Source organism: Streptomyces sp. NPDC048751 (assembly GCF_043198595.1).
Classification (GTDB): Bacteria; Actinomycetota; Actinomycetes; order Streptomycetales; family Streptomycetaceae; genus Streptomyces.
This window is the reverse complement of sequence record NZ_JBICUX010000009.1, coordinates 116,170-137,542: the sequence shown is the minus strand read 5'-3', so window position 1 is coordinate 137,542 and position 21,373 is coordinate 116,170. Positions and strand designations below refer to the sequence as shown.

17 protein-coding genes and 1 riboswitch are annotated in these 21,373 nt (G+C 72.1%); of the genes, 7 read left to right on the top strand and 10 right to left on the bottom strand.

Going from position 1 to position 21,373, the window contains the following annotated elements:
• The first annotated feature begins 70 nt into the window (after nucleotides 1-70).
• The gene (locus ACGFNV_RS27865; protein ID WP_393625908.1) at nucleotides 71-1,303 is read left to right on the top strand and encodes a cytochrome P450; all 1,233 of its coding nucleotides are present in this window, start codon (nucleotides 71-73) and stop codon (nucleotides 1,301-1,303) included.
• A gap of 91 nt (nucleotides 1,304-1,394) precedes the next feature.
• On the opposite strand, the gene ACGFNV_RS27860 is transcribed toward ACGFNV_RS27865, so the two are convergent.
• The 6 genes from ACGFNV_RS27860 to ACGFNV_RS27835 form a co-directional block, all read right to left on the bottom strand.
• The gene (locus ACGFNV_RS27860; protein ID WP_393625906.1) at nucleotides 1,395-1,811 is read right to left on the bottom strand and encodes a transglycosylase SLT domain-containing protein; all 417 of its coding nucleotides are present in this window, start codon (nucleotides 1,809-1,811) and stop codon (nucleotides 1,395-1,397) included.
• Between the two features lie 274 nt (nucleotides 1,812-2,085).
• A complete protein-coding gene (locus ACGFNV_RS27855) occupies nucleotides 2,086-2,937 on the bottom strand; it encodes an ECF transporter S component (RefSeq protein ID WP_393625904.1) in 852 nt (283 codons plus the stop codon).
• Nucleotides 2,934-4,613, bottom strand: a complete 1,680-nt coding sequence (locus tag ACGFNV_RS27850; protein ID WP_393625902.1) for an ABC transporter ATP-binding protein — start codon at nucleotides 4,611-4,613, stop codon at nucleotides 2,934-2,936. The genes ACGFNV_RS27855 and ACGFNV_RS27850 overlap by 4 nt, the downstream gene beginning before the upstream one ends.
• Nucleotides 4,610-5,758 carry a CbiQ family ECF transporter T component gene (locus tag ACGFNV_RS27845; RefSeq protein WP_393625900.1) on the bottom strand — a complete coding sequence of 383 codons (1,149 nt, stop codon included), beginning with the start codon at nucleotides 5,756-5,758 and terminating at the stop codon, nucleotides 4,610-4,612. The genes ACGFNV_RS27850 and ACGFNV_RS27845 overlap by 4 nt, the downstream gene beginning before the upstream one ends.
• Nucleotides 5,759-5,810: 52 nt before the next feature.
• Nucleotides 5,811-6,449: an SCO2322 family protein gene (locus ACGFNV_RS27840; RefSeq protein ID WP_393625899.1), complete on the bottom strand. Its 639-nt coding sequence runs from the start codon at nucleotides 6,447-6,449 to the stop codon at nucleotides 5,811-5,813.
• Nucleotides 6,446-7,666, bottom strand: coding sequence for a prenyltransferase/squalene oxidase repeat-containing protein (locus tag ACGFNV_RS27835; RefSeq protein ID WP_393625897.1), 1,221 nt, complete (start codon nucleotides 7,664-7,666; stop codon nucleotides 6,446-6,448). The genes ACGFNV_RS27840 and ACGFNV_RS27835 overlap by 4 nt, the downstream gene beginning before the upstream one ends.
• Before the next feature lie 133 nt (nucleotides 7,667-7,799).
• Nucleotides 7,800-7,873, bottom strand: a riboswitch (cobalamin riboswitch).
• Between the two features lie 70 nt (nucleotides 7,874-7,943).
• Here ACGFNV_RS27835 and ACGFNV_RS27830 point away from each other — a divergent pair.
• Nucleotides 7,944-8,591 carry a phosphotransferase gene (locus tag ACGFNV_RS27830; RefSeq protein ID WP_393625895.1) on the top strand — a complete coding sequence of 216 codons (648 nt, stop codon included), beginning with the start codon at nucleotides 7,944-7,946 and terminating at the stop codon, nucleotides 8,589-8,591.
• Between the two features lie 91 nt (nucleotides 8,592-8,682).
• Here ACGFNV_RS27830 and ACGFNV_RS27825 read toward each other — a convergent pair whose 3' ends face one another.
• Nucleotides 8,683-9,735, bottom strand: a complete 1,053-nt coding sequence (locus ACGFNV_RS27825) for an MBL fold metallo-hydrolase (protein WP_393625893.1) — start codon at nucleotides 9,733-9,735, stop codon at nucleotides 8,683-8,685.
• 168 nt (nucleotides 9,736-9,903) lie between these two features.
• On the bottom strand, nucleotides 9,904-13,272 hold the full coding sequence (locus ACGFNV_RS27820; protein WP_393625891.1) for a S8 family serine peptidase: 3,369 nt from the start codon (nucleotides 13,270-13,272) through the stop codon (nucleotides 9,904-9,906).
• Between the two features lie 195 nt (nucleotides 13,273-13,467).
• Between ACGFNV_RS27820 and ACGFNV_RS27815 the strand changes: the two genes are divergently transcribed.
• The 4 genes from ACGFNV_RS27815 (at nucleotide 13,468) to ACGFNV_RS27800 (ending at nucleotide 16,413) form a co-directional block, all read left to right on the top strand.
• Nucleotides 13,468-14,226, top strand: coding sequence for a hypothetical protein (locus ACGFNV_RS27815; RefSeq protein ID WP_393625889.1), 759 nt, complete (start codon nucleotides 13,468-13,470; stop codon nucleotides 14,224-14,226).
• Complete coding sequence (locus ACGFNV_RS27810) at nucleotides 14,219-14,611, top strand: GntR family transcriptional regulator (RefSeq protein WP_393625888.1); 393 nt, start codon at nucleotides 14,219-14,221, stop codon at nucleotides 14,609-14,611. Before ACGFNV_RS27815 ends, ACGFNV_RS27810 begins: the two co-directional genes overlap by 8 nt.
• 68 nt (nucleotides 14,612-14,679) lie before the next feature.
• Nucleotides 14,680-16,173 carry an aldehyde dehydrogenase gene (locus ACGFNV_RS27805; RefSeq protein WP_393625886.1) on the top strand — a complete coding sequence of 498 codons (1,494 nt, stop codon included), beginning with the start codon at nucleotides 14,680-14,682 and terminating at the stop codon, nucleotides 16,171-16,173.
• Between the two features lie 3 nt (nucleotides 16,174-16,176).
• Complete coding sequence (locus tag ACGFNV_RS27800; RefSeq protein ID WP_393625884.1) at nucleotides 16,177-16,413, top strand: ferredoxin; 237 nt, start codon at nucleotides 16,177-16,179, stop codon at nucleotides 16,411-16,413.
• A 288-nt stretch (nucleotides 16,414-16,701) separates the two neighbouring features.
• Here the strand turns inward: ACGFNV_RS27800 and ACGFNV_RS27795 are convergent, their stop codons facing one another.
• A complete protein-coding gene (locus tag ACGFNV_RS27795) occupies nucleotides 16,702-20,334 on the bottom strand; it encodes an NACHT domain-containing protein (RefSeq protein ID WP_393625882.1) in 3,633 nt (1,210 codons plus the stop codon).
• A gap of 165 nt (nucleotides 20,335-20,499) precedes the next feature.
• Between ACGFNV_RS27795 and ACGFNV_RS27790 the strand changes: the two genes are divergently transcribed.
• On the top strand, nucleotides 20,500-20,670 hold the full coding sequence (locus tag ACGFNV_RS27790) for a hypothetical protein (protein WP_393625881.1): 171 nt from the start codon (nucleotides 20,500-20,502) through the stop codon (nucleotides 20,668-20,670).
• Here the strand turns inward: ACGFNV_RS27790 and ACGFNV_RS27785 are convergent.
• A complete protein-coding gene (locus ACGFNV_RS27785; RefSeq protein WP_393625879.1) occupies nucleotides 20,667-21,329 on the bottom strand; it encodes a TetR family transcriptional regulator in 663 nt (220 codons plus the stop codon). The genes ACGFNV_RS27790 and ACGFNV_RS27785 overlap by 4 nt on opposite strands.
• Nucleotides 21,330-21,373 lie beyond the last annotated feature (44 nt).

Here is a 21,373-nt window from a genome sequence, read left to right as displayed (position 1 = left end):
GCTCGAGGCTCCTGAACTACCTTCACCGCACCCGTGTTCCTGATGGACCGTCAGATGGCTGGAGCTGCCCATGCCCTGTCCAGCGCTGCCCGACGGGTTCGACTTCACCGACCCCGACCTGCTGCACCACCGTGTGCCTCTCCCGGAGTTCGCCGAACTGCGCCGGGCCGAGCCGGTCCGCTGGATCCCTCAAACGGCGAACCTGGCCGGGTTCCAGGACGAGGGCTACTGGGCTGTGACCCGGCACGCGGACGTCAAGTACGTCTCCACGCACCCGGAGATCTTCTCGTCCTTCCTCAACACCGCGATCATCCGCTTCAACGAGCACATCGAGCGCGACGCGATCGACGCCCAGCGGCTGATCCTGCTGAACATGGATCCGCCCGAGCACACCCGGGTCCGGCAGATCGTGCAGCGCGTGTTCACGCCGAGGGCCATCCGGGCGCTGGAGGAACGGCTGCGGGAGCGCGCCGGGGCGATCGTGGCGGGGGCGCGGGAGAACTCCGGCTCCTTCGACTTCGTCACGTCCGTCGCGTGCGAGCTGCCGCTCCAGGCCATCGCCGAGCTGATCGGGATACCCCAGGACGACCGCGCCAAGATCTTCGACTGGTCCAACAAGATGATCGCGTATGACGACCCGGAGTACGCCATCACCGAGCAGGTCGGCCAGGAGTCGGCCACCGAGCTCATCTCGTACGCCATGAACATGGCCGCCGACCGCAAGGAGTGCCCGGCCAAGGACATCGTCAGCACGCTGGTGGCCGCCGAGGACGAGGGGAGCCTGCGGTCCGACGAGTTCGGGTTCTTCGTGCTGATGCTGGCCGTCGCCGGCAACGAGACCACCCGTAACGCCATCACGCACGGGATGCACGCCTTCCTCACCCATCCCGAGCAGTGGGAGCTGTACAAGCGGGAGCGGCCCGCCACGGCCGCCGAGGAGATCGTGCGGTGGGCGACGCCCGTGGTCTCCTTCCAGCGGACGGCGACCCAGGACACCGAACTCGGGGGCAAGCGGATCAAGAAGGGCGACCGGGTCGGGATCTTCTACGCCTCCGCCAACCACGACCCCGACGTGTTCGAGAATCCGGAGGCCTTCGACATCACCCGGGACCCCAATCCCCACCTGGGATTCGGTGGCGGTGGGCCCCACTTCTGCCTCGGCAAGTCCCTCGCCGTGCTGGAGATCGACCTCATCTTCAACGCGATCGCGGACGCGATGCCCGGGCTGCGGCTCGTGGATGATCCACGGCGGCTGCGGTCCGCCTGGATCAACGGGGTGAAGGAGTTGCGGGTCACGACCTGAGCGAAGGCGTGAGTGGAGACGTGAGTGAAGGCGGCGGCCCCGGGGGATCGGAGGGCCGCCGCCTTCACGTGCGGGGGATGGCTCGACCGGCTCAGTACCAGCCGTTGGCCTGCCAGAAGTTCCAGGCGCCGACCGGGCTGCCGTAGCGGGACTTCATGTAGTCCAGACCCCACTTGATCTGGGTCTTGGCGTTGGTCTTCCAGTCGGAGCCGGCCGAGGCCATCTTGGAGCCCGGCAGGGCCTGGACCAGGCCGTAGGCGCCGGAGGAGGCGTTGGTGGCGTTGATGTGCCAGCCGCTCTCGTGCTGGACGATCCTGGAGAAGGCGTTGTACTGCGCGGCGTCGGGGATCATCTTGTGCGCGATCGCCTGGGCCTCGGAGGCGGAGGCCGGGGTGGCCGCGTGAGCGGGCGCCGCGGTCAGAGCCACGCCGGCGGTGGCGGCGGCCACGGCGGCGGTGGTGAGGGCCTTCTTCGGGGAGGCGATGCGGCGGATGAAAGCGACGGACACGGAGAACCTGTTTCCTCGGGGACGGGGAGTGTCGCGAACATGCGTCGGCGCCGAGGCCCGTGGGCTTGTCGGCGCCGTGCGACGTCATCCACAGAAGCAGGCTCGGAAGGCGTCCGCAATGACCCCTTTTACTAGTTATGGCCGCATCCGGGGGGAGGGGTGGCTTTGTGACCTGGCTCTCAATGTGCAGGTGGGAGGGGGCAGGACCGCGTACATGACAGTGCGATGTCGGTACGGCTCCGCCTCGTAGGTGACCTGGGTCATGTGGGCCGGTTCACGGCCCGGACGCGTCGAAAGTGACCTGGCTCTCGAAGGCCGCACGGCGGGTGGCCCGGCGCAGCGCCCGGAGCACCGCCGGGCCGAGGGTGAGCGTCAGGACGACGGTGACGATCGCGCGGCCCAGATCCCAGCCGAGGGAGGTGGCCAGGCAGTACGCGACGAAGCGGGCCAGGTTGGTGGGCACCCCGGCGTCCGGGTCGAAGGCGATGCCGGACGCGTCGCGGTCCATGAAGGGCCAGCCCTGCATGTTCATCGCCGTGCCGTAGGCGAAGGCGGCCAGGAAGCCGTAGGCGGCGAGGAGCAGCAGCTCGGCGCGGCCGCGCAGGCGGTCGGCGCCCGGCAGCAGACCCGCGCCCATCGTGAACCAGCCCATCGCCAGCATCTGGAACGGCATCCATGGCCCCACCCCGCCCGTGAGCAGCGCCGACGCGAACATCGTGACCGAGCCGAGCACGAAGCCGAAGCCCGGGCCGAGGACCCGGCCGCTGAGCACCATCAGGAAGAACATCGGCTCGATGCCGGCCGTGCCCGCGCCGATCGGCCGCAGGGCCGCCCCCGTCGCGGCCAGCACACCGAGCATGGCCACCGCCTTCGCGCCCAGCCCCGACTCGGAGATCGTCGCGCCGACGACCGCCACCAGGAGCACCAGCAGCCCCGCGAAGAGCCACGGCGCGTCCTGCGCGTGCGCGGTGAGCCGTGAGGCGGGCGGAGCGAGGAAGGGCCACCCGAACGCGACGACCCCGACCGCGCTGACCAGCGCGAGCGCGGCGAGGGAACGGGGGCCGAGACGGACGGCACGGGCCTGTCGGTCGGCGGCACGGGTCCGTCGTACAGGGGCGGTGCTCATGCGAGGGCCCTCCGCACCTCGGTGACCGTGAGCCACTGCTGTGGGGCCAGGATCTTCGTCACCTGGGGCGCGAAGGACGGGGAGGACACGACGATCTCCGCCGTCGGGCCGTCGGCGATCACCTCGCCCTCGGCGAGCAGGACGACCCGGTGGGCGAGCTCGGCGGCGAGTTCCACGTCGTGGGTGGCCAGGACGATGGCGTGACCGGCGGCGGCGAGCTCCCGCAGGACGGCCACCAGACGGGTCTTCGCCGCGTAGTCCAGGCCGCGGGTCGGCTCGTCGAGGAGGAGCAGCGGCGGGCGGGCGGTGAGGACGACGGCCAGCGCGAGTGCCAGGCGCTGGCCCTCGGAGAGGTCGCGGGGATGGGTGTCGTCCGTGATGCCCGGGAGCAGGTCCGACACGAGCGCGCGGCACGTGCCGGGGTCCGCGCCCGCGTCCCGGTCGGCCGCCGCGCACTCGGCGGCGACCGTGTCGGCGTACAGCAGGTCCCGCGGCTCCTGCGGGACCAGGCCGACACGGCGTACGAGCTCGCGGGGCGGGGTGCGGTGAGGGATCGCGTCGCCCACGCGCACGGAGCCGGACGACGGCTCGACGAGCCCGACGAGGGTGTTGAGGAGCGTGGACTTCCCGGCGCCGTTGCGGCCCATGAGGGCGACCGTCTCGCCGGGGGTGACGGTGAGGTCGACGTGCCGCAGGGCCTGGACACGGGCCCGGCGGACGGCGAGGGCGCGGACTTCGGCGACGGCTGGAGGAGCCGGGGTGGGGGCCGGCCTGCGCCAACGGCGGCGGAAGGCGGGGGCGGGAGGGGGAGTGGGGGCGGGTGTTCCGGGGGCCCGTCGTGGCTCAGGGGGCTCGCGGTGGTCGGCGAGGCGTTCCCGTAGCTCTCCCGCCCTTCGGCGGGCGTCCCGCACGGTCAGGGGGAGCGGGGACCAGCCCGCCAGCCGGCCCAGGTCCACCACCGGCGGGTACACCGGCGACACGGCCATCATCTCGGCCGGGGGGCCGAGCACCGGTGCCGCGCCCGGGGCCGGGAGGAGGGCGACCTGGTCGGCGTACTGGATGACGCGTTCCAGGCGGTGTTCGGCCATGAGGACCGTCGTGCCGAGGTCGTGCACCAGGCGCTGGACCACCGCGAGGACCTCCTCCGCGGCGGCCGGGTCGAGCGCCGACGTCGGCTCGTCGAGGACGAGGACCTCGGGGTGCGGGGTGAGCACGGAGCCGATCGCGACGCGCTGCTGCTGGCCGCCGGAGAGGGTGGCGATGGGGCGGTCGCGGAGGTCGGCCAGGCCGAGCAGGTCGAGGGTCTCCTCGACGCGGCGCCGCATCACCTCGGGCGGCAGCCCCAACGACTCCATCCCGTAGGCGAGTTCGTCCTCGACGGTGTCGGTGACGAAGTGCGACAGCGGGTCCTGGCCCACCGTCCCCACCACGTCGGCGAGTTCACGCGGCTTGTGGGTACGGGTGTCCCGGCCGGCGACCGTGACACGGCCGCGCAGGGTGCCGCCGGTGAAGTGCGGGACGAGGCCGCTGACCGCTCCGAGGACCGTGGACTTGCCGACGCCCGACGGGCCCGCGAGGAGGACGAGTTCACCTTCCGGCACCTCGAAGTCCACGCCCTGGACGGTGGGTTCGGAGGCTCCGTCGTACGTCACGGAGACGTTCTCGAAGCGGATCACGACGGCTCCTCGGGGGCTGGTGCGGGCGCTGATACGGGCGTTGGGGCGATGAAGGCGGGGAGCAGGCCCAGGAGGACCGCCGCGGCGGGCCACAGGGGGAGTGTGGGCGCGACCAGGGGCACGGTGGTGGGGTGCAGGGCCGTCGGGTCCGTGGTCGCGGCGACCGTGAGGAGTACGGCGACCGCGATACCGGACCCGGCGACCAGGCAGGCGCGGACGTTCCAGGTGTCCGGGCGGTAGCGGGTGCGCAGGGAACGGCGACCGCCCAGGCGCAGGCCCGCGAGGGCGGCGGCGAGGCCGGCGAGGAGGAGGGGGAGGCCGTAGGTCCCGCCCGCGGCGGTGAGCAGGCCGTACGTTCCCGCGCAGACGCCGAGCAGACCGCCCAGGGTGAGGGCGGTGGTCGTACGGCGGACGTGGGCCGGGACGGCGGCGGTACGGCCGTAGCCGCGCGCGTCCATCGCGGCGGCGAGGGCGACGGAGCGTTCGAGGGCGCCTTCCAGGACGGGGAGGCCGACCTGGACGAGGCCGCGGATGCCGCTGTCCGGGCGGCCGCGCAGGCGGCGGGCGGCGCGTAGGCGCTGGACGTCGGCGATGAGGTTCGGGGCGAAGGTGAGGGCGACGACCACGGCCACGCCCATCTCGTACAGGGCGCCGGGGAGGGCCTTCAGGAGGCGGGCCGGGCTGGCCAGGGCGTTCGCGGCGCCCACGCAGATGAGGAGAGTGGCCAGTTTCAGGCCGTCGTAGAGCGCGAAGAGGAGGCCCTCCGCCGTGACCCTGCCGCCGAGGCGGATGCCCTGCGCCCAGTGGGGGAGCGGGACTTCGGGGAGGGTGACGATCACATGGGTGCCGGGGATGGGGGAGCCGAGGGCCAGGGCGAAGAGGAGGCGGACGAGGAGGACGGCGAGGGCGAGTTTGAGGAAGGCGGAGTAGGAGCGGGCGGTGGGGGTGTGGGGGCGGCGGGTGGCCACGACGTAGGCGGAGGTGGTGATGAGGAGGGTGAGAAGGAGGGGGTTGGTGGTGCGGGTGGCAGCGGTGCCGAGGGAGAGGGACCAGAGCCACCAGGCGCCGGGGTGGAGTTGTGCGGGGTGTTGTTGTCGGGGGGTGGGTGCGCTGGCCCGCGCGGGCGGGGTGCCGCCTGCGCCCACCCGTGCCGCCCCAGCGGCACGACTGCCCGCAGGCTGAGCAAGTCTGCGGTGGTCAGCCATGCCTGTGTCGGCGGGTCTGCCAGATCGCCGCCGCTCCCAGTGCCGCCACCACCGCTGCTCCTGCCCAAACGCCCACGGACGGGCCCTCGTTCGTTGTGTCCTTCTTGTCGGCCGGTGCCGGGTTCTTCTTCCCCGTCACCTGCTCGCCGCAGCCCTTCTGCGGGTACCCCCCGATCGCACACAACAGGGCGCTCGAGTCGTAGCGGAGGGGCTTGACCACTGACGCCAGGGCTTCTGCTGTGGTCGCGTCCTGGGGGACGACCGCGCAGGCCGTTCGTGGGGCGGGTGGGGTTTCGCCCGAGGGGGCGTCCTTCGCCGTGCCGAAGTCGATGACCAGGGCGATGCGTTTGCGGTCGTCCCGCGCCGGGGTCTTCGCGCAGATCATCGTGAAGGTGGTGTCGCCGCGGGGCCGGGTCGCGTCGCTGGAGTCCTCGCTCACGGCGAAGCGGAAGCCCTGGACGTCGCCGTCGGAGGGGCGGGCGGTGGAGGGGCCCTGGGTGGCGTAGGTCCAGCGGTTGCCGTCGCGGTCCCAGAAGGACCAGTAGCGGTAGCCGGCGGCGTGGGACGGGGTGGTGCCGACCGCCAGGGTCAACAGCACTGTGGCGAGGAGCAGGGAGCCGCGGCGGATCACGGCTGCTGCTTCCGGTTCCGGCTGCTCAGGAGGAAGCCGATGCCGATGCTCGCGACGAAGAAGACACCGACGGCCCACCAGGTGCCGAAGCCGTCGTCGGAACCCTTCTTGTCGGAGTCCTTCGCCGTGGTCTTCGCCGATTCCTCCGGCGCCGGACCGCTCGCGTCGAGCTGCTTCACGAGGTCCGTGCCGCCGAAGTCGTGCGGGTCGGAGCCCAGCGCGTGCGCCGCGAGGATGAGCTGGGCGTAGGCGGCGGGGCCGCTCTGCGTCGCCCAGGGGGTGGCGTTCTTCTCCAGCCAGGCGTACGGCTTTCGCGCTGCCGAGGCCGACCCCTGCGCGGCGAGGGCGACGACCGCGTCGGCCGTGTTGCCGAAGTCGGGCTGGTTCTTGGCGCCGGGGAGCACGGACTTCAGGAATCCGTCCTGGGTGGCCTCCGCGAGGTAGGCGGCGCCGTTGCCCGCGACCTGCTGCGGAGTCGGCTGCTGGTCGGAGTCGGCGCAGGCGTGGCTGTCCTTCGGTGCCTGTCCGGCCGTCGTCACGAAGCCCTTGCCGAGGGCGGCGAGGACACCGGCCGCTGTGGCGTCCGCGTTGGCCGCCAACTTGCCCTTCTTGTCGGGCTGGTAGGCGAGCGCGCCGCCGTCGTCCTCGCCGCAGGGGAGGGACCACTTGGCCAGCAGGTCGTACGGCGACTTGCCGCCCCGCGTGACCTCCGCGGGCTTCTCACCCGCGGCCACCAGCGCGCCGACGACCACCGACGTCGAGTTCGTGTCGCTGGCGCCGCCCGGGTTGAAGCCCCAGCCGCCGTCCGTGTTCTGGACGGACTTCAGCCAGGTCACGGCCTTGTCGACGGCGGTGGCGTGCCCGCCGAGCGCGGCGAGGGCCTGGGCTGCGGCGGCCGTGCTGTTGGTGTCGACCACGAGCTTGGCGTCGCAGGGCCGCGCGGTGTCGGCGCGGAACGCCGCGAACGCGCCGCTCGCGCACTGCTGTCCGGCCAGCCAGTCCACCGCCTTGGCGGCGGGCTTCACGTCCGCGGTGTGCTGCGCGAGCAGGGCGAGGGACTGGCGCCAGACGCCGTCGTACGTCGGGTCCGTACTGCCGTAGAGGCCGGACGGTATCGCCACCGAGGGGGACGGGGAGGGTGTGGCGGCGACGGCGGGCGTGGCGGCACCGATCACTGCGGTGGCGGCCAGGACCGCGGCGCTGCGGCGGACGTTCATGATCGGCGGGTGCCTCTCCCTGTGGGGAGCCGGGCAGCACGGGACGCCCCGGCGGCTCGGCTCCGTAGACCTCGACGGTGCCGTGCGGCGGCGGGTGCCGACGCGCGTGTGAGCCGGTCATGTGGGCCGTGCGGGGCAGTCCGGCTCGCCGGCCTGGGCGGACGGCTCACGGTTGCGGGTCAGCGCCGGATTTGCACCGGCTTCCCCCCGTACGGGTTGATGACGACCGGGCCACTCTACCGGCAGGTAGAAAAGGCGAGCCGGGTAGGTTCGCGCCATGACGACCACGGGGAGACTGCTCGGCTCGGGCCGTACGGCCGACGTGTACGAGATCGACGAGGCGTGGGTGCTGCGCCGCGACCGCGAGGAGTGGGGGGACGCGGCGGCCGTGGGGGCGCTGATGGAGTACGTGCGCGGGCATGGTTACCCCGTGCCCCGGGTCCGGCCGTCCGACTCGCGCACGGAGCTGGTGATGGAGCGGCTGACGGGGCCGACGATGGTGCAGGCGTGGGTGGCGGGCTCCATGACGTCGGAGGACGGTGGGGCAGTCCTCGCCGGGCTGCTGCGCCGGCTGCACGCCGTCCCCGGCCGCGTCATCCACCTGGACCTGCACCCGGAGAACGTCGTCCTCACCGACGCCGGGCCCCGCGTGATCGACTGGGAGACGGCGGAGCGGGGCGAGCCGGGGCTCGACTGGGGCATGTCCGCGATCATCCTCGCGCAGGTCGCCCTGTCCGACGAGCCGTACGCCGACCCCGCCCGCGCGATGCTGACCGCCCTGCTCGCCGATCCGTCGGACCTGACCGAGGAGGGGCTGGTGGAGGCACGGAGGCGGCGGGCGGCCAATCCGACGATGAGCCGGGGTGAGGTGGAAGTCCTGGGTGAGGCGGAGGAATTGGTGCGGTCGTTCATGGAGCAGGCGTAGGCGTAGGCGCAGGGGCGTGCGTGCTGCGCAGCGCGTCCGACCGCGCCGCGATGTCGTCCTGACGGGCGCGGGTGACCTGGCTACGAGCGCGTCACACCGCCACGTACGTCACCGGCTCGGTTCCCGCCACCGCCTCCGCCCGCCCCAGTTTCACCAGCCGCCGCAGATGCGCCTCCGCCTCGGAGACGGCGATGTTCCTCGACGCGTAGGGGATCTGCTCCCAGGGGCGGTTCCACTCCATGCGTACGGCGAGTTGCCAGGGGGTGAGGGGCGTGGACAGGAGGGAGAGGAGGTCGGTGAGGCGGGTCTCGTGGTGGGCGAGCAGCTCCCGCACCCGGGCGCCCGCGTGCGTGAACGTGTGCTGGTGGGCCGGGAGGATCTCCGCGGGGGCGAGGCGGCCGACGCGTTCGAGGGAGTCGAGGTAGTCGCCGAGGGGGTCGGTGACAGTGGCGTCGTCCGGGTCCTCGTAGAGGCCTATGTGGGGGGTGATCTCGGGGAGGACGTGGTCACCGGAGAACAGGCGTCCGTGGCCGGGGAGTCGGCCCGGGTGTTCCTCCTCCAGGTGGAGGCAGACGTGGCCCGGCGTGTGGCCCGGGGTCCAGATCGCGCGGAGCCGGCGGCCGGGGAGGTCGAGGAGTTCGCCGGGGACGATCTCGCGGTCGGGGAGGGCGGGGGAGAGGCCGGGGAGGGTACGGCGGGGGCCCGCGCGCAAAGGGGCCACGTGGTCCTCGGGGGCGCCGGCGGCGGTGAGCTTCGCCGTCATGTAGGTGAACCAGCGCTCGGGGCGCGTCTCGCGCGTCCTGCGGACGATCGCCAGGTCCGCCGCGTGCATCGCGATCCACGCGCCGGACGCCTCGCGCACCTGTCCCGACAGGCCGTGGTGGTCGGGGTGGTGGTGGGTGATGACCACCCCGTGGATCTCGGTGATCGCCGTGCCGCAGGCCCTCAGCCCCTCCGTGAGCGTGTCCCAGGAGGCCGGGTCGTCCCAGCCCGTGTCGATCAGGACCGGCCCGCGGTCGGTGTCGACGACGTACACGAGGGTGTGGCCGAGCGGGTTGTCCGGGATGGGGACCTCGACGGAGCGGACGCCGCCGCCGTGGTCGTGCACCGTCGCCCCGGGTTCGCGGTCCTGGCTGGTCTGCATCTGCCCTCCGTCCCACGGCCGTTGCCCACTATAACCGGAACTGATGGTCAGTCAGATGGTCAGGGGAAAGTCCGTGCCGGACGCGGATCCGGCCCGGTCCCCGCAGGTGCGGGGGCCAGGCCGGAGGTTTCACCGGCGCCGGGTGGCGGTCACCGTCGTGGGGTCATCTCACGGGGCGAGCCGGTAGGCGTTCATGATCGTCTCGCGTACGGTGTTGCCGCCCCTGTCCTTCAGGTCCACCCGGAAGGAGACGGCCTTGGCGGTCGCCGGGTGTTTCACGCTCACCGAGCGCGCCCCCCTCGCGTCGGTCGTCACGGTGAGCGGCTTCCAGGTCCGGCCGCCGTCGTAGGAGACGTTCACGGTCAGCGCGGCGACCTGCCCGGCCGCGGCGGCCGCGCCGCCCAGCTTCAGCGGCACCGCGAGCGTGCTGCCCGCCGGAGCCGTCCCGTTCAGGCTCAGGTTCGGCGCGAACCGCACCGTCGACAGCGGCAGGCTCGCCGTGCGGTCCGACGCCGGCCGGGCCGAGGTGAACGTCCACACCCCGGACACCTTCGTGCTGGTGGTGGTGTCCTGGGCGGAGCGGCTCGCCTCGACCGTCAGGCGGTACGCGCGGGAGGCGGCGGGGACTTCGGCGGTGAGCCACTCCGTGGCCGGGCCCTCGCCGATGATCCGCCCGCCGGATTCCAGCCGGGCGAAGCCGCCGGTGACGACCGAGAACCCCGGGTTGCCGCTGCCGTCGTTGAACAGCGGGACGTTGGCGCTGATGTAGTCGCCGGTCCGCTCGGCGCCCTCCGCCTTCGGTCTGCCTGCCGCGAGGTCGGGGCCGACCACACCGGTGTTGAACCTCAGCGTGTGACGGGAGCCCGGCTTGTAGGTCACCGACTCCTGTGTGTGGAAGATGCGCACCTCGCTGCCGGCGTCGAGCTGCGCGGCCTTCCAGGACCAGCGCACGCCGTCCGTGCTGAGGTAGTGCGTGGTGGTCAGCGGGAGGCTCTGCTCCTGTGGTTCCTGTATGCCGACGCTCATCCCGCGGTCGTCCAGCGGCGTGATGTGGACCTGGCCCTTGGCACCGGCGACGGAGGCGCCGAAGCCGACCTTCACCTCGGCGACGTCGGCCCGGGTGACGGTGCGGTTCAGGCCGGTGAAGAAGCTCCCCTTGCGGTTGAAGGCGAGCCGGTAGTCGACGTTCCGGCCGGCCGCGCCGGGTGTCTTCCACACGCCGTTGAACTGGGCCCGCATCGTGGCGGACGCCGGACCGAGGGCGGCGGTGCGGATCGGCGGTACGCCGCTGGTGGACCAGGTGTTGGAAATGCCCACGGCCTCGTCGTCGTAACCGACGATGGACGTGACGAGCTTCGCGGCCGGATCCGGGGCCTTCACGACGAACGGCTTCGCCTTGCGGGAGTCGAGGGTGACCGTGACCTTCCCGGCCACCCGCAGAACCGGCTGGACGAAGAAGCCCACCTCGTTGTCCCTGGCGAAGACCAGGCTGTCCAACTGGTAGGAGCCCTTACGCAGTCGCTGGACCACCGTGCCGTTCGCGCTGTAGGGGAGCTCCATGAACTCACCTTGCCCGCCGATCGGGTTGATCGTCGTCGCGTAGGTGGGCGGGTTCGCCCCGTCGGCGTCGATGTGCTTCACCGTGACGTCGTACGACTCCACCTCCCGCTCGACCACGAGACCGGTGCGCACCTGCTGGCCGTCTCCTGACGCCAGTACGGTGCCGCCGAAGGCGCCGTCGACGGTGCCCTTGCGCGTGTCGGCGGTGACGCTGGTCTTCGCGGTGCCGCCGGCCGGAACGGTGAGCCGGGCGTCCTTCACGGTGAACATGCCGGCGGGCGCGGGGCGGCCCGATGCGTCGACCCCGGAGGCGCTCAGCTTCAGGGTGACGGATTTCGTGCCGTAGTTGCGGTAGGTGAGGGTCTTGGCGATCGGCTTGTCGTCGGCGTGCGGCCAGGCCTGCGTGCCGAAGCCGAGGGAGCCGGGCTCGGAGACGACCACGGCCGTGGCGGCGCGCGCCAGGTCCACCCGGCCCGCGCCCTGCTGGTCGGCGTTCAGCAGCGGGTTGGGCTTGGCCGAACCGGTCAGGAGCGCCTTCAGCCGGGCCCCGCTCCAGCCCGGGTGCTGCTGGAGCACCAGGGCGGCGGCGCCCGCGACGTGCGGGGAGGCCATGGACGTGCCGGACTGCGACATGTAGCCCTCACTCGAGGGCTCTTCGCTCTGCGTCGTCAGGGCGGCGGTGATGTCGACGCCGGGGCCGGTGATGTCCGGCTTGGGCGTGCCGTCCAGGTTCGGGCCGCGGCTGGAGAAGTCGGCGATCCGGTCCTGCTTGTCCACGGCGCCGACGGTGAGTGCCGCGGGAGCGCTGCCGGGCGACCCGAGCGTGCGGGGTTTGTCGCCGTCGTTGCCCGCGGCCACCACGAACAGGGCCTTGCCGGAGAGCCGGGCGACGGCCGCCTCCATCGGGTCGACACCCGGGGTGTCCGGGGAACCCAGGCTCATGTTGACCACCTGCGCACCCTGGTCGACGGCCCACTGCATGCCGGCGACGATGCCCGAGGTGGGCCCGAAGCCGTCGTCGGCCAGCACCTTGCCGTCCAGCAGCTTCACGTCGGGCGCCACGCCCTTGTAGCGGCCGCCGGACTTCGCGCCGCTCCCGGCGAGGATGGAGGCCACGTGCGTCCCGTGCCCGAAGTGGTCCTTGACGTCGGGGGACCCGCTGAAGTTCTTCTGCGCCGTCTCCACGCCCTTGAGGTCCGGGTGGGTCTGGTCCACGCCCGTGTCCAGGACCGCCACCTTGACGCCCTTGCCGGTGTAGCCCGACCTCCACATGACGGGCGCACCGATCTGCGGCACGCTCTCGGCCAGCGCGGCCCGGACCTTCGCGTCCAGCCAGACATGGGCGAGGGGCCGCGCGAGGGCGGCCGTACCGCTTGCCGTCCGGGCCGAAGAGCGGCCTGTGACGGCCGCCCACAGCGCCGGGGCACCGGACTTGGGCGCCTCGAAGGCCTCGCCGCCGACTGCGGGCAGCGCACGGCGCTCCCGGACGGCCACGCCCGCGAACGGGTCGCGGGCGCCGGTGAGGGCCCCTCCTCCGGTGCCGGCCTGCCGGTAGCCGACGATCAGCGGCAGCGTGGTGCGGTGCGTGTCGTCGTACCCGTCCCCGACCAGCTGCGTGACGTCGAAGAGCCGTCGGTCGAGGACGCCGTCGGCGACCGGACGCAGGGCGTCCTGCGGGACGACGTACGTGTGGCCGGCCTCGCGCCGCACCGAGAAGCCGATCCCCTCCCGGCCCTTGCCGCGCACGAGCCGAACCACCCGGCCGTCGGCGCCGACGGCCACGCGGTCGCCGGTGATCAGCGTGACGGTGACCGGTGGCTTCGCGTTCGCCTTCGCCGAGGCCTTCGTCCCGTCCTGCGCGGCGGAGCCGGCGGCGGCTCGCGCCTGCTGGCCGCCTGCCGATAACGCCTCCGTGACCAGCGCCCCGGCCACCATGGCGGCCAGGGCCGCCGTTCTCGCGCGTGCTGTGGATCCCACTCGCGTCCCCCGTCTCGTGTGCATGCCAACGCGTTCTCCGATAACACGCGTATCGGGCGCGTGCGGTTCTCGGGGGCGCTCGCGCATCCGCGGAGGGGAAGGGGGAGGCATCTTGTATCAACGTCTTGACACAAGATGTGGTGGCCCAGCATCTTGTACTTGCCACTTGATACAAGTATTTCAACGGGGGCCGACATGATCGACACCGTCACGCCCGACAGACTCCTGGCCCGCGCCGACCTGTGTGCCCGCTGGGCCGGGCTGGCACTCGGAGCGGCCGTCGCCCACGGGCTGGCCACCATGGACAGCGACGACATGGCCATGCCGTTCGTGTCCGCCGTCACCGCCTTCGGACTGTGCGCGGTGGGCGGGGTGCTGCTCGGCGACTCCCTCACCCCCGCCCCGCAGGACAGGGTCCGCACCGCCGCCCTCGCCCCGCGCCGGGTCCGGGACCACGTACCGCCCCGGATGGCTCCGCTGCTGGTCTTCCAGACGGCCGGCCTCGCCGTCCTGCTGCTGATCGGCGTCGCCGCGGCCGACGTCGACACCCAGGGCCGTACCGGCCGGGCCCTCGCCGTGACCTGCGCCGTCGGCCTGACCCGCCGCCTCGCCCCCTGGCCGGGCCTCTACTACGCCCCTCCGATCCTCGTCTCCCTCACCCTCGGCACCGCCGCCTGCGCCTGGGCCCTGCGCCGCATCGCCCACCGCCCCGGCGACAACCAGCAGCGCCACGACCGCAGTTGGGCGATCACCGCGGCCTGGGGCCTGCTGGTCTCCAGCCAGTTGCTGCTCGTCCTGGGGATGATCGGCCGTGTGCTGTTCTACTCCCGCTGCGCCGGGACACTCGGCGACATCACCGCCCTGGTGATCTACCCCTTGGGTTTCCTGAGCCTGTTCACCCTCGGCTGGTCCGTGTCCACCATCGTGGTCCCCCGGGCTGTCGACGATGAGTGAACCCGCCGTCCGCGTCGACACCACCAGCCAGGTTCCGCCGTACGAGCAGATCCGCGCCCAGCTCGCCGCCCTGATCCTCACCGGCCGGCTGACCGAGGGCGAACGCCTGCCGACCGTGCGCCAGCTCGCCGCCGACCTGGGCCTCGCGCCCGGCACCGTGGCCCGTGCCTACCGCGAGCTGGAGGCCGCCGAACTGATCCGCACCCGCCGCGGCGCCGGCACCCGGGTCGCGACCCTCCCTACCGGTCCTGTCCGCTTCGACCCCGACCAACTGGCCACCCTGGCCCGCGACTTCACCGCGGCGGCGCGCGCGCTGGGTGCGGGGACGGAGGCGATCCTGACGGCGGTACGGGAGGCGTTGGGGCGGCAGGGGGCGGGCTCCTGAAGCCTGGCTTAGTTCGACCGGAACTGGTATCAGTTTCTGAAATACCGTCAGAAACGAAGGCAGTCGCCATGGCCGAGCTCGTGGAACACGGACAGCTGTTCATCGGCGGGGAGTTGACCGACCCCCTGGGCAAGGACGTGATCGAGGTGATCTCCCCGCACACCGAGGAGGTCATCGGGCGGGTGCCGCACGCGTCGACGGCCGACGTGGACCGGGCGGTGGCCGCGGCCCGGCGGGCGTTCGACGAGGGGCCCTGGCCTCGGACGAGCCTCGACGAGCGGATCGCGGTGGTCTCCCGGATCAAGGACGCGATCGCCGTACGGCACGAGGAGATCGCCCGCGTGATCTCCTCCGAGAACGGGTCGCCGTACTCCTGGAGCGTCCTCGCGCAGGCGCTCGGCGCGATGATGGTGTGGGACGCGGCGATCACGGTCGCGCGGACCTTCGGGGGTTCCGGGGGTCGCCCCCCGGGCAAGCACAGCACGTACGAGGAGACGCGCGACGGCGTGCTCGGGAGGATCCTCGTGCGGCGGGAGCCGGTCGGGGTGGTCGCGGCCGTCGTCCCCTGGAACGTGCCGCAGTTCGTGGCCGCCGCCAAGCTCGCGCCCGCGCTGCTCACCGGCTGCACGGTGGTGCTGAAACCGTCGCCGGAGTCGCCGCTGGACGCGTACCTGCTGGCCGAGATCGCCACGGAGGCGGGGCTCCCGGAGGGCGTGCTGTCGATCCTGCCGGCGGACCGGGAGGTCAGTGAGTACCTGGTCGGGCACCCGGGCGTCGACAAGGTCTCCTTCACCGGCTCGGTCGCGGCAGGGAAGCGGGTCATGGAGGTGGCCGCACGCAACCTGACCCGCGTGACCCTGGAACTGGGCGGGAAGTCGGCGGCGGTCGTGCTGCCGGACGCGGACGTGGAGACGGCGGTCGCGGGCATCGTCCCGGCGGCCTGGATGAACAACGGGCAGGCCTGCGTGGCCCAGACCCGCATCCTGCTGCCGCGCTCGCGCTACGACGAGTTCGCCGAGGCCTTCGCGGCGGCGGCCGGTGCCCTCGTGGTCGGTGATCCGCTGGACCCGGCGACCCAGGTCGGCCCGCTCGTCGCCGAGCGGCAGCAGCGGCGCAACCTCGACTACATCCGCATCGGGCAGGAGGAGGGCGCGAAGATCCTCACCGGCGGCGGGCGCCCGGCGGGCCTGGACCGCGGCTGGTACGTGGAGCCCACGCTCTTCGGGGACGTCGACAACTCCATGCGCATCGCGCGGGAGGAGATCTTCGGCCCGGTGATCTGCCTGCTGCCGTACGGCGACGAGTCCGAGGCCGTGAAGATCGCCAACGACTCCGACTACGGGCTCAGCGGCAGCGTGTGGACGGCCGACGTCGCGCACGGCGTCGAGGTCGCGCGGCAGGTCCGTACGGGCACGTACTCGGTCAACACCTTCAGCCTCGACATGCTCGGCCCGTTCGGCGGCTACAAGAACTCGGGGCTCGGGCGGGAGTTCGGCCCCGAGGGGTACGGCGAGTACCTGGAGCACAAGATGATCCACCTGCCGGCCGGGTGGGAGGGCTAGCGGATGGGTGACCGCTGGCACGTCGAGGTGGACCGTTCCCTGTGCATCGGCTCCGCCCAGTGCCTCCACCACGCCCCGGGCGGCTTCCGGCTCGACACGGCTCGCCAGTCCCATCCGGTGGACCCCGACCCGGACGCGAACGAGCGGGTGCTGGAGGCGGCGGAGAGCTGTCCGGTGGAGGCGATCGTGATCACGTTGCTGAGCAGCGGGGAGCCGGTGTTTCCGCCCGAGGAACAGTAGGCGGAATCCTATCCAAAAAATCATGATTTGGGGGCTTTTGTCCCTGACGAAAAGTTCTATTCTGGAAGTGGCCTACGAGACGAGTGAGGGAGTTCGACCGGAGTAGCCGACATGGGCGTGAGGCTTCGGCTTCCGCCGGTGCCGACGTCGACGGTCGGGCTGAGAGGCCCGAAAGCCGAGGGGCAGGAAAGCGCCCCTCGACCGGAAGGCGACCCCCAGCCACCTGATCCGGGCAATACCGGCGAAGGGAACCCGTCTCGTAGGTCCTTTTCGCCCTCGGGGCGGTCGTCACGGTGACTGCTGTTCCCGGCCGCGCCACGTCCACTGGACGTTCTCGAACTCGTCGTCGTACGCGCCCTTCGGCAGGGCCGCACGCAGGCGGGGCAGGTCGGAAGGGCGGAGGAGGCCGAAGGCCTCGGCGGGGAGGGCGGCAAGGAGATCCGCGGTGTGGGCGGCGAGCCAGTCCTCGAGGCCCAGTTCCGCGGCGAGGCGCAGAAGGCCGATGACGGCCAAGGGGTGGCGGGTGGCGACTTCGCCGAGGTCGAGCCCTGCGAGCAGGTCGTCGAAGTAACGGGCCGCGGCTTCACCGTGCAGGGCTCCCGACCATTCCCAGGCGCGGGTGGAGTGGCTGAGGCGCGTCATCCGAAGCAGGTCCCGCAAGGCGGTGCTGCCCGTGCTCGCGGGGTCGTCGTCCCGGGTGAGAGCCGAGCGCAGGGAGTCGAGCGGCTCGGTCAGCGCGGGACTTCCCCGGTCCAGGGCGTGGCGCACGCAATCCAGGAGAGGTCGCTCCATCCCCGGGGTGAGGGGCGCCCCGCCGCTGACCAGCGTGTTGTGCAGGTCGGACAGCACGAACGCGAGTGCGTCGTCCGGGAGCGCGTGGGCGTCATGCACCAGGTGGCGCAGCACGGCTTCCACGTAGGGTCCCCGCTCTTCTCGCTCCATCAGTTCGGCGTGGTTCAGGCACTCCACGTATAGGCCGGGCAGCGCGGTGGGGGCGTGCAGGTCGTGGGTCAGGAGGGAGACGATGGACTGAGCGGCCGACTGCAAGCGGCCGCCCTGAGCGATGTGGGACCTCGAAGAGCCGCTCGGCAATTGGAGCAGCAACGGGTAGGCGGCGTGCAACAGGAGCTCGGTGTCCTCATCGGCGACGAACGAGACCCGCCTGATCAGATTCGCGGTGTGGTGGTCGGAGAGCCGGTCCGCCGTCCGGTCCGGCAGAGGCTTCACGGACTGGGGCGGGGGCATACCCCGCGACCAGCTGAGCTCATGGTGGACCAGTGGTGTGCGACGCGTGGTGATGAGCAGATCCGTCCTCAGCGTGTCCCTGTACCGCGGATCGGGACGCCAGCAGCGTTCGGGAGTGAGGGTCGAGGCCAACGCGTCCCATGACTGCTCCGACAACTGGGCCTGCCACCCCAGGGCGTACCGCCGCCACCCGGCTGCCCTGTCGCCGTCGTCCCCCAGCAGGTCCGAGGCGTACACCTCGTCCGCCGCCAGCACCACGATCAGCACCAGGTTCAGCTCGTACGCCGCGTCCCGGTACGCCCTGCGCTGCCGCACCGGGACGTACGCCACCGGGGTACGGTGCTCGGGGTCCCACGCGACCGCGCGGAAGAGGTCGATGAGCGCGGCCACCAGGTGGGTCCGCAAGAGGTCCCGCGGCCAGGTCGCGAGCATGTCCCGCAGGTTCTGCCAGAGCTGCGCCCGGTCGGTGAGCGGGGCGAAGGACAACAGCGCGTACAGCTCGCCGTCGTCCCAGGGGGCGTGGCTTTCGGCGAGGTTCCGCAGTGCTCCTTCGATGAGCCGGGCGGCCAGATGCTCGCCGAAGGTCGCGTGCATGAACTCGTAGCTGCGCAGTCTCTCCTCCGTGACGACGGCCTGAGCCTCGTGCACGAAGAAGAACCGGCCGAAGAGCAGTCCCGAGCCGTCGTCCGCCTCACCCGGTGCCGAGGCGCCGAGCGCCCGCAGGTCCCGGGCGGCGTCCTCGCCGTTGATGGCCTGCGCACCGCGGTGGAACATCGACAGGGCGATCACCGACAGGCGGTGCAGCTCACGTTCGACCGCGGTGCCCGCCTCGGCCGGGGGCAGCGGGCCGTCCTTCTCGACCTGACGGCGGACGAACTCGTTGAGCAGGCGGTCGTAGAGCTGTGTCCGGCTGATGCTCTCGTCCCGTGAACCGTGCAGCGTGTTGTCGACCGCGTCGTACAGCGCCAGCATGAGCAACAGCAGAGGCTGGGACGCGAGCTCCCGGTGCGGGAGGACCACCTCCGGGGTGAGCGGCCGCAGGCCCTGCCGGTCGAAGTAAGCCGAGTTCGTGGCGTTCCAGACAGTGAGCCAGCGCGCGATCTCCGGCTCGTCGAACGGCTCCAGCCGGACCACCGTGCTGTTCGAGGGGATGTCCGCGCGATCGGCGACCACCGTGCGGCTCGTCACGATCACGATCAGCGGGCGGCCGAGTCGCGCCTCCCGCTCCTGAAAGGCCTTGACCTCGTGCAGATAGTTCCACTGCCGTGCGGAACCGATCCTCTGGGCGCCTGCCTGGAGCAGCTCGTCGAATCCGTCCAGCAGGACCACGGGTACGGGGCCGGACTCCTCCTCGGACCAGTCCGGCCAGCTCACCGACCGCCCTGTGGCCCGACTCAGCGCGTGTTCCAGCTGCGTCTGCACATCCGCTTCCGCCGGCGCGTGCCGCAACTCCACGCGCAGGGGGCGGAACTCGACGGCCGGGAGCCGGACCGTGAGCAGTTTGGTGAGCAGCGACTTGCCGGCCCCGGGGTGGCCGAGCACGACCAGCGGTGCCAGGAGGGCGGGGAGACCGAGGAGGTGGGCGGCGAGGAACCGCTCGATGCCGTCGCGCGCCCGCTGCTCCTCCCACCACTTGTCGGAAGCGATCCCGGCACGTGCGGCCCGGGACCGGCCGGCCAGCCGGAAGCGGGGAGTGACGTACCCTTCCGCGAGGCTGGGAAGCCGCGGACCGGGGGAGTCCAGGGAGGCGATCGGGCCGCGCAGCAACGCGCTCCCGGGCGCGGGACGTTCGCCCTGGCCGGTGAACCCGGACAGCAGGTCCGCGAGGTCGACCAGCCCGGTTCCGGCCGGACCGTGGTCCTCAACGGACTCGTGCAGGCCCGCCACCAGAGCGAACTCGGGGCAGGCCGCCGCCAGCGGGGTGGCCAGCTGTACGTACGTCCGGTTCAGCCGCGACGCCGCGTCAGCCGTGACACTCTCCCGGAAGTCCGCCAGCGGTGCATCGTGCGCCGCGTGCGCACCGTCCGCCAGGTCCTGGATGAGTCTCGTGGCCTCCTCGCGACTCTGGTACTGCCGCACCACCGTCGCCGCGACCAGGACCACCCGCGCGGCCTGGATCAGGGCGGCCCTGGCGACACCGTGCGCGGCCCGCACCCGCTCCGGAAAGCCTTTCAGCAGGTAGTCCAGGACGCGATGCTGGCTCCGCTCGCCACCCGGTGGGCTCATCAGCGTGTCCAGGGCGACCGACCACTCACGGCGGTCCGCGGCCAGCAGGCCCACCGCGTCCTCGACGCTCATGTCGACGCAGTCGGCCGTCTCGAGCGCCGGGACCGGAGCGGGGGCCGTCGGCGCCGTCCGCGGCCTGCCCTGCCCGTCCACCGCCTCGGCCGTGCGCTCCAGCTCCGCGTGCCGGAACCTCCACCATCTGGCGTCCAGGTTCGTGCCGGGAGGCGGGGGCGAGGTTCCGTTCCGTTCCGCGCACAGCTCGACGATCCGTCGCACCGTGTCCCAGTCCGGTGGTGTGCGCCGCCGCCCGTTCAAGAGCTCCGAGACCGAGCTGGTGCTCTTCAGGCCAAGTGCTCGGGCGATGTCCCCCTGCGCGACACGGCACTTGCGGACGAGGCGGTTGAGCTCGGCGCAGAAGTCCGCGACGGGACCCGCCGGTGGTGCGGCCAACTCCCAAACCCTTTCGGTGCGGCTCGGCGAACGAATCCGAAGCGTACGGGCTGACCTGCGTGTTGCGCCGGGAGTTCGGCGGGAGTCGGAGGCGCGCCACCGTGAAGCGAGCAACGGCGAGTCTCGTTCGGCATCCAGCCGATCGTCTCTCCCGGAGGAAACGCCATGCCGCTCCAGCCGCTCCATGGGCCCGTCCTGCTCGTCGCGGTGGTCTTCGCCGCCCTCTACGCGGGCGTCGTTCTCCCCGCCGTCTGGTCCCGCAGGCCGGCTCGCCGGATCGCGGCCCTCAAGGTGCTCACCCAGATCCTCGGCACCTTGCGCCGCCGCCGGGGCTAGACCTCCCCCTGGCCCTGGCCAGGGGCGTCGGTGTCCGGTGCCGTCAGGTCGATCAAGCGGCAGACCGTCTCGATGTCGATCTTGACCTGGGCGATGGAGGCCCGGCCGGAGAGCCAGGTGACCAGGGCCGAGTGCCAGGTGTGCTCGATGACGCGGACCGCGGAGAGCTGTTCGGGGGTGGGGTGCTCCTGGCCCATCGCGTCGAGGATGATCGCGGTGGTCTGGCGGGAGACCTGGTCGACCTCGGGACTCACGCTGCGGTCCGCGAAGGTCAGGGCGCGGACCATGGCGTCGGCGAGGTGCGGCTCGCGCTGGAGGGCACGGAAGGCGCGCATCAGGGTCTCCGCGACCCGCTCGGCCGCGCGCTCGCCCGACGGGGGCTTCTTCCGCAGCGTGCCGTGCATGTGCTCCAACTGGTCCTGCATGGTGGCGACCAGCAGATGCACCTTGGACGGGAAGTAGCGGTAGAGCGTGCCGAGTGCCACCTGTGAGGACTCGGCGACCTCCCGCATCTGCACGGCGTCGAAACCGCCCCGGCTGGCCAGCTGCGCGCTCGCGTGCAGGATCCGGCGCCGACGCGCCTCCTGCCGCTCGGTGAGGGGCGGGGATGGTCGCGAGGTACTGGCTTCCACCTTGGTCACCTTGGCTTCCGCAGGCATGGGTCCCGTTCCGTGACAGTCGGTGAGGACAGGTGATCACACAG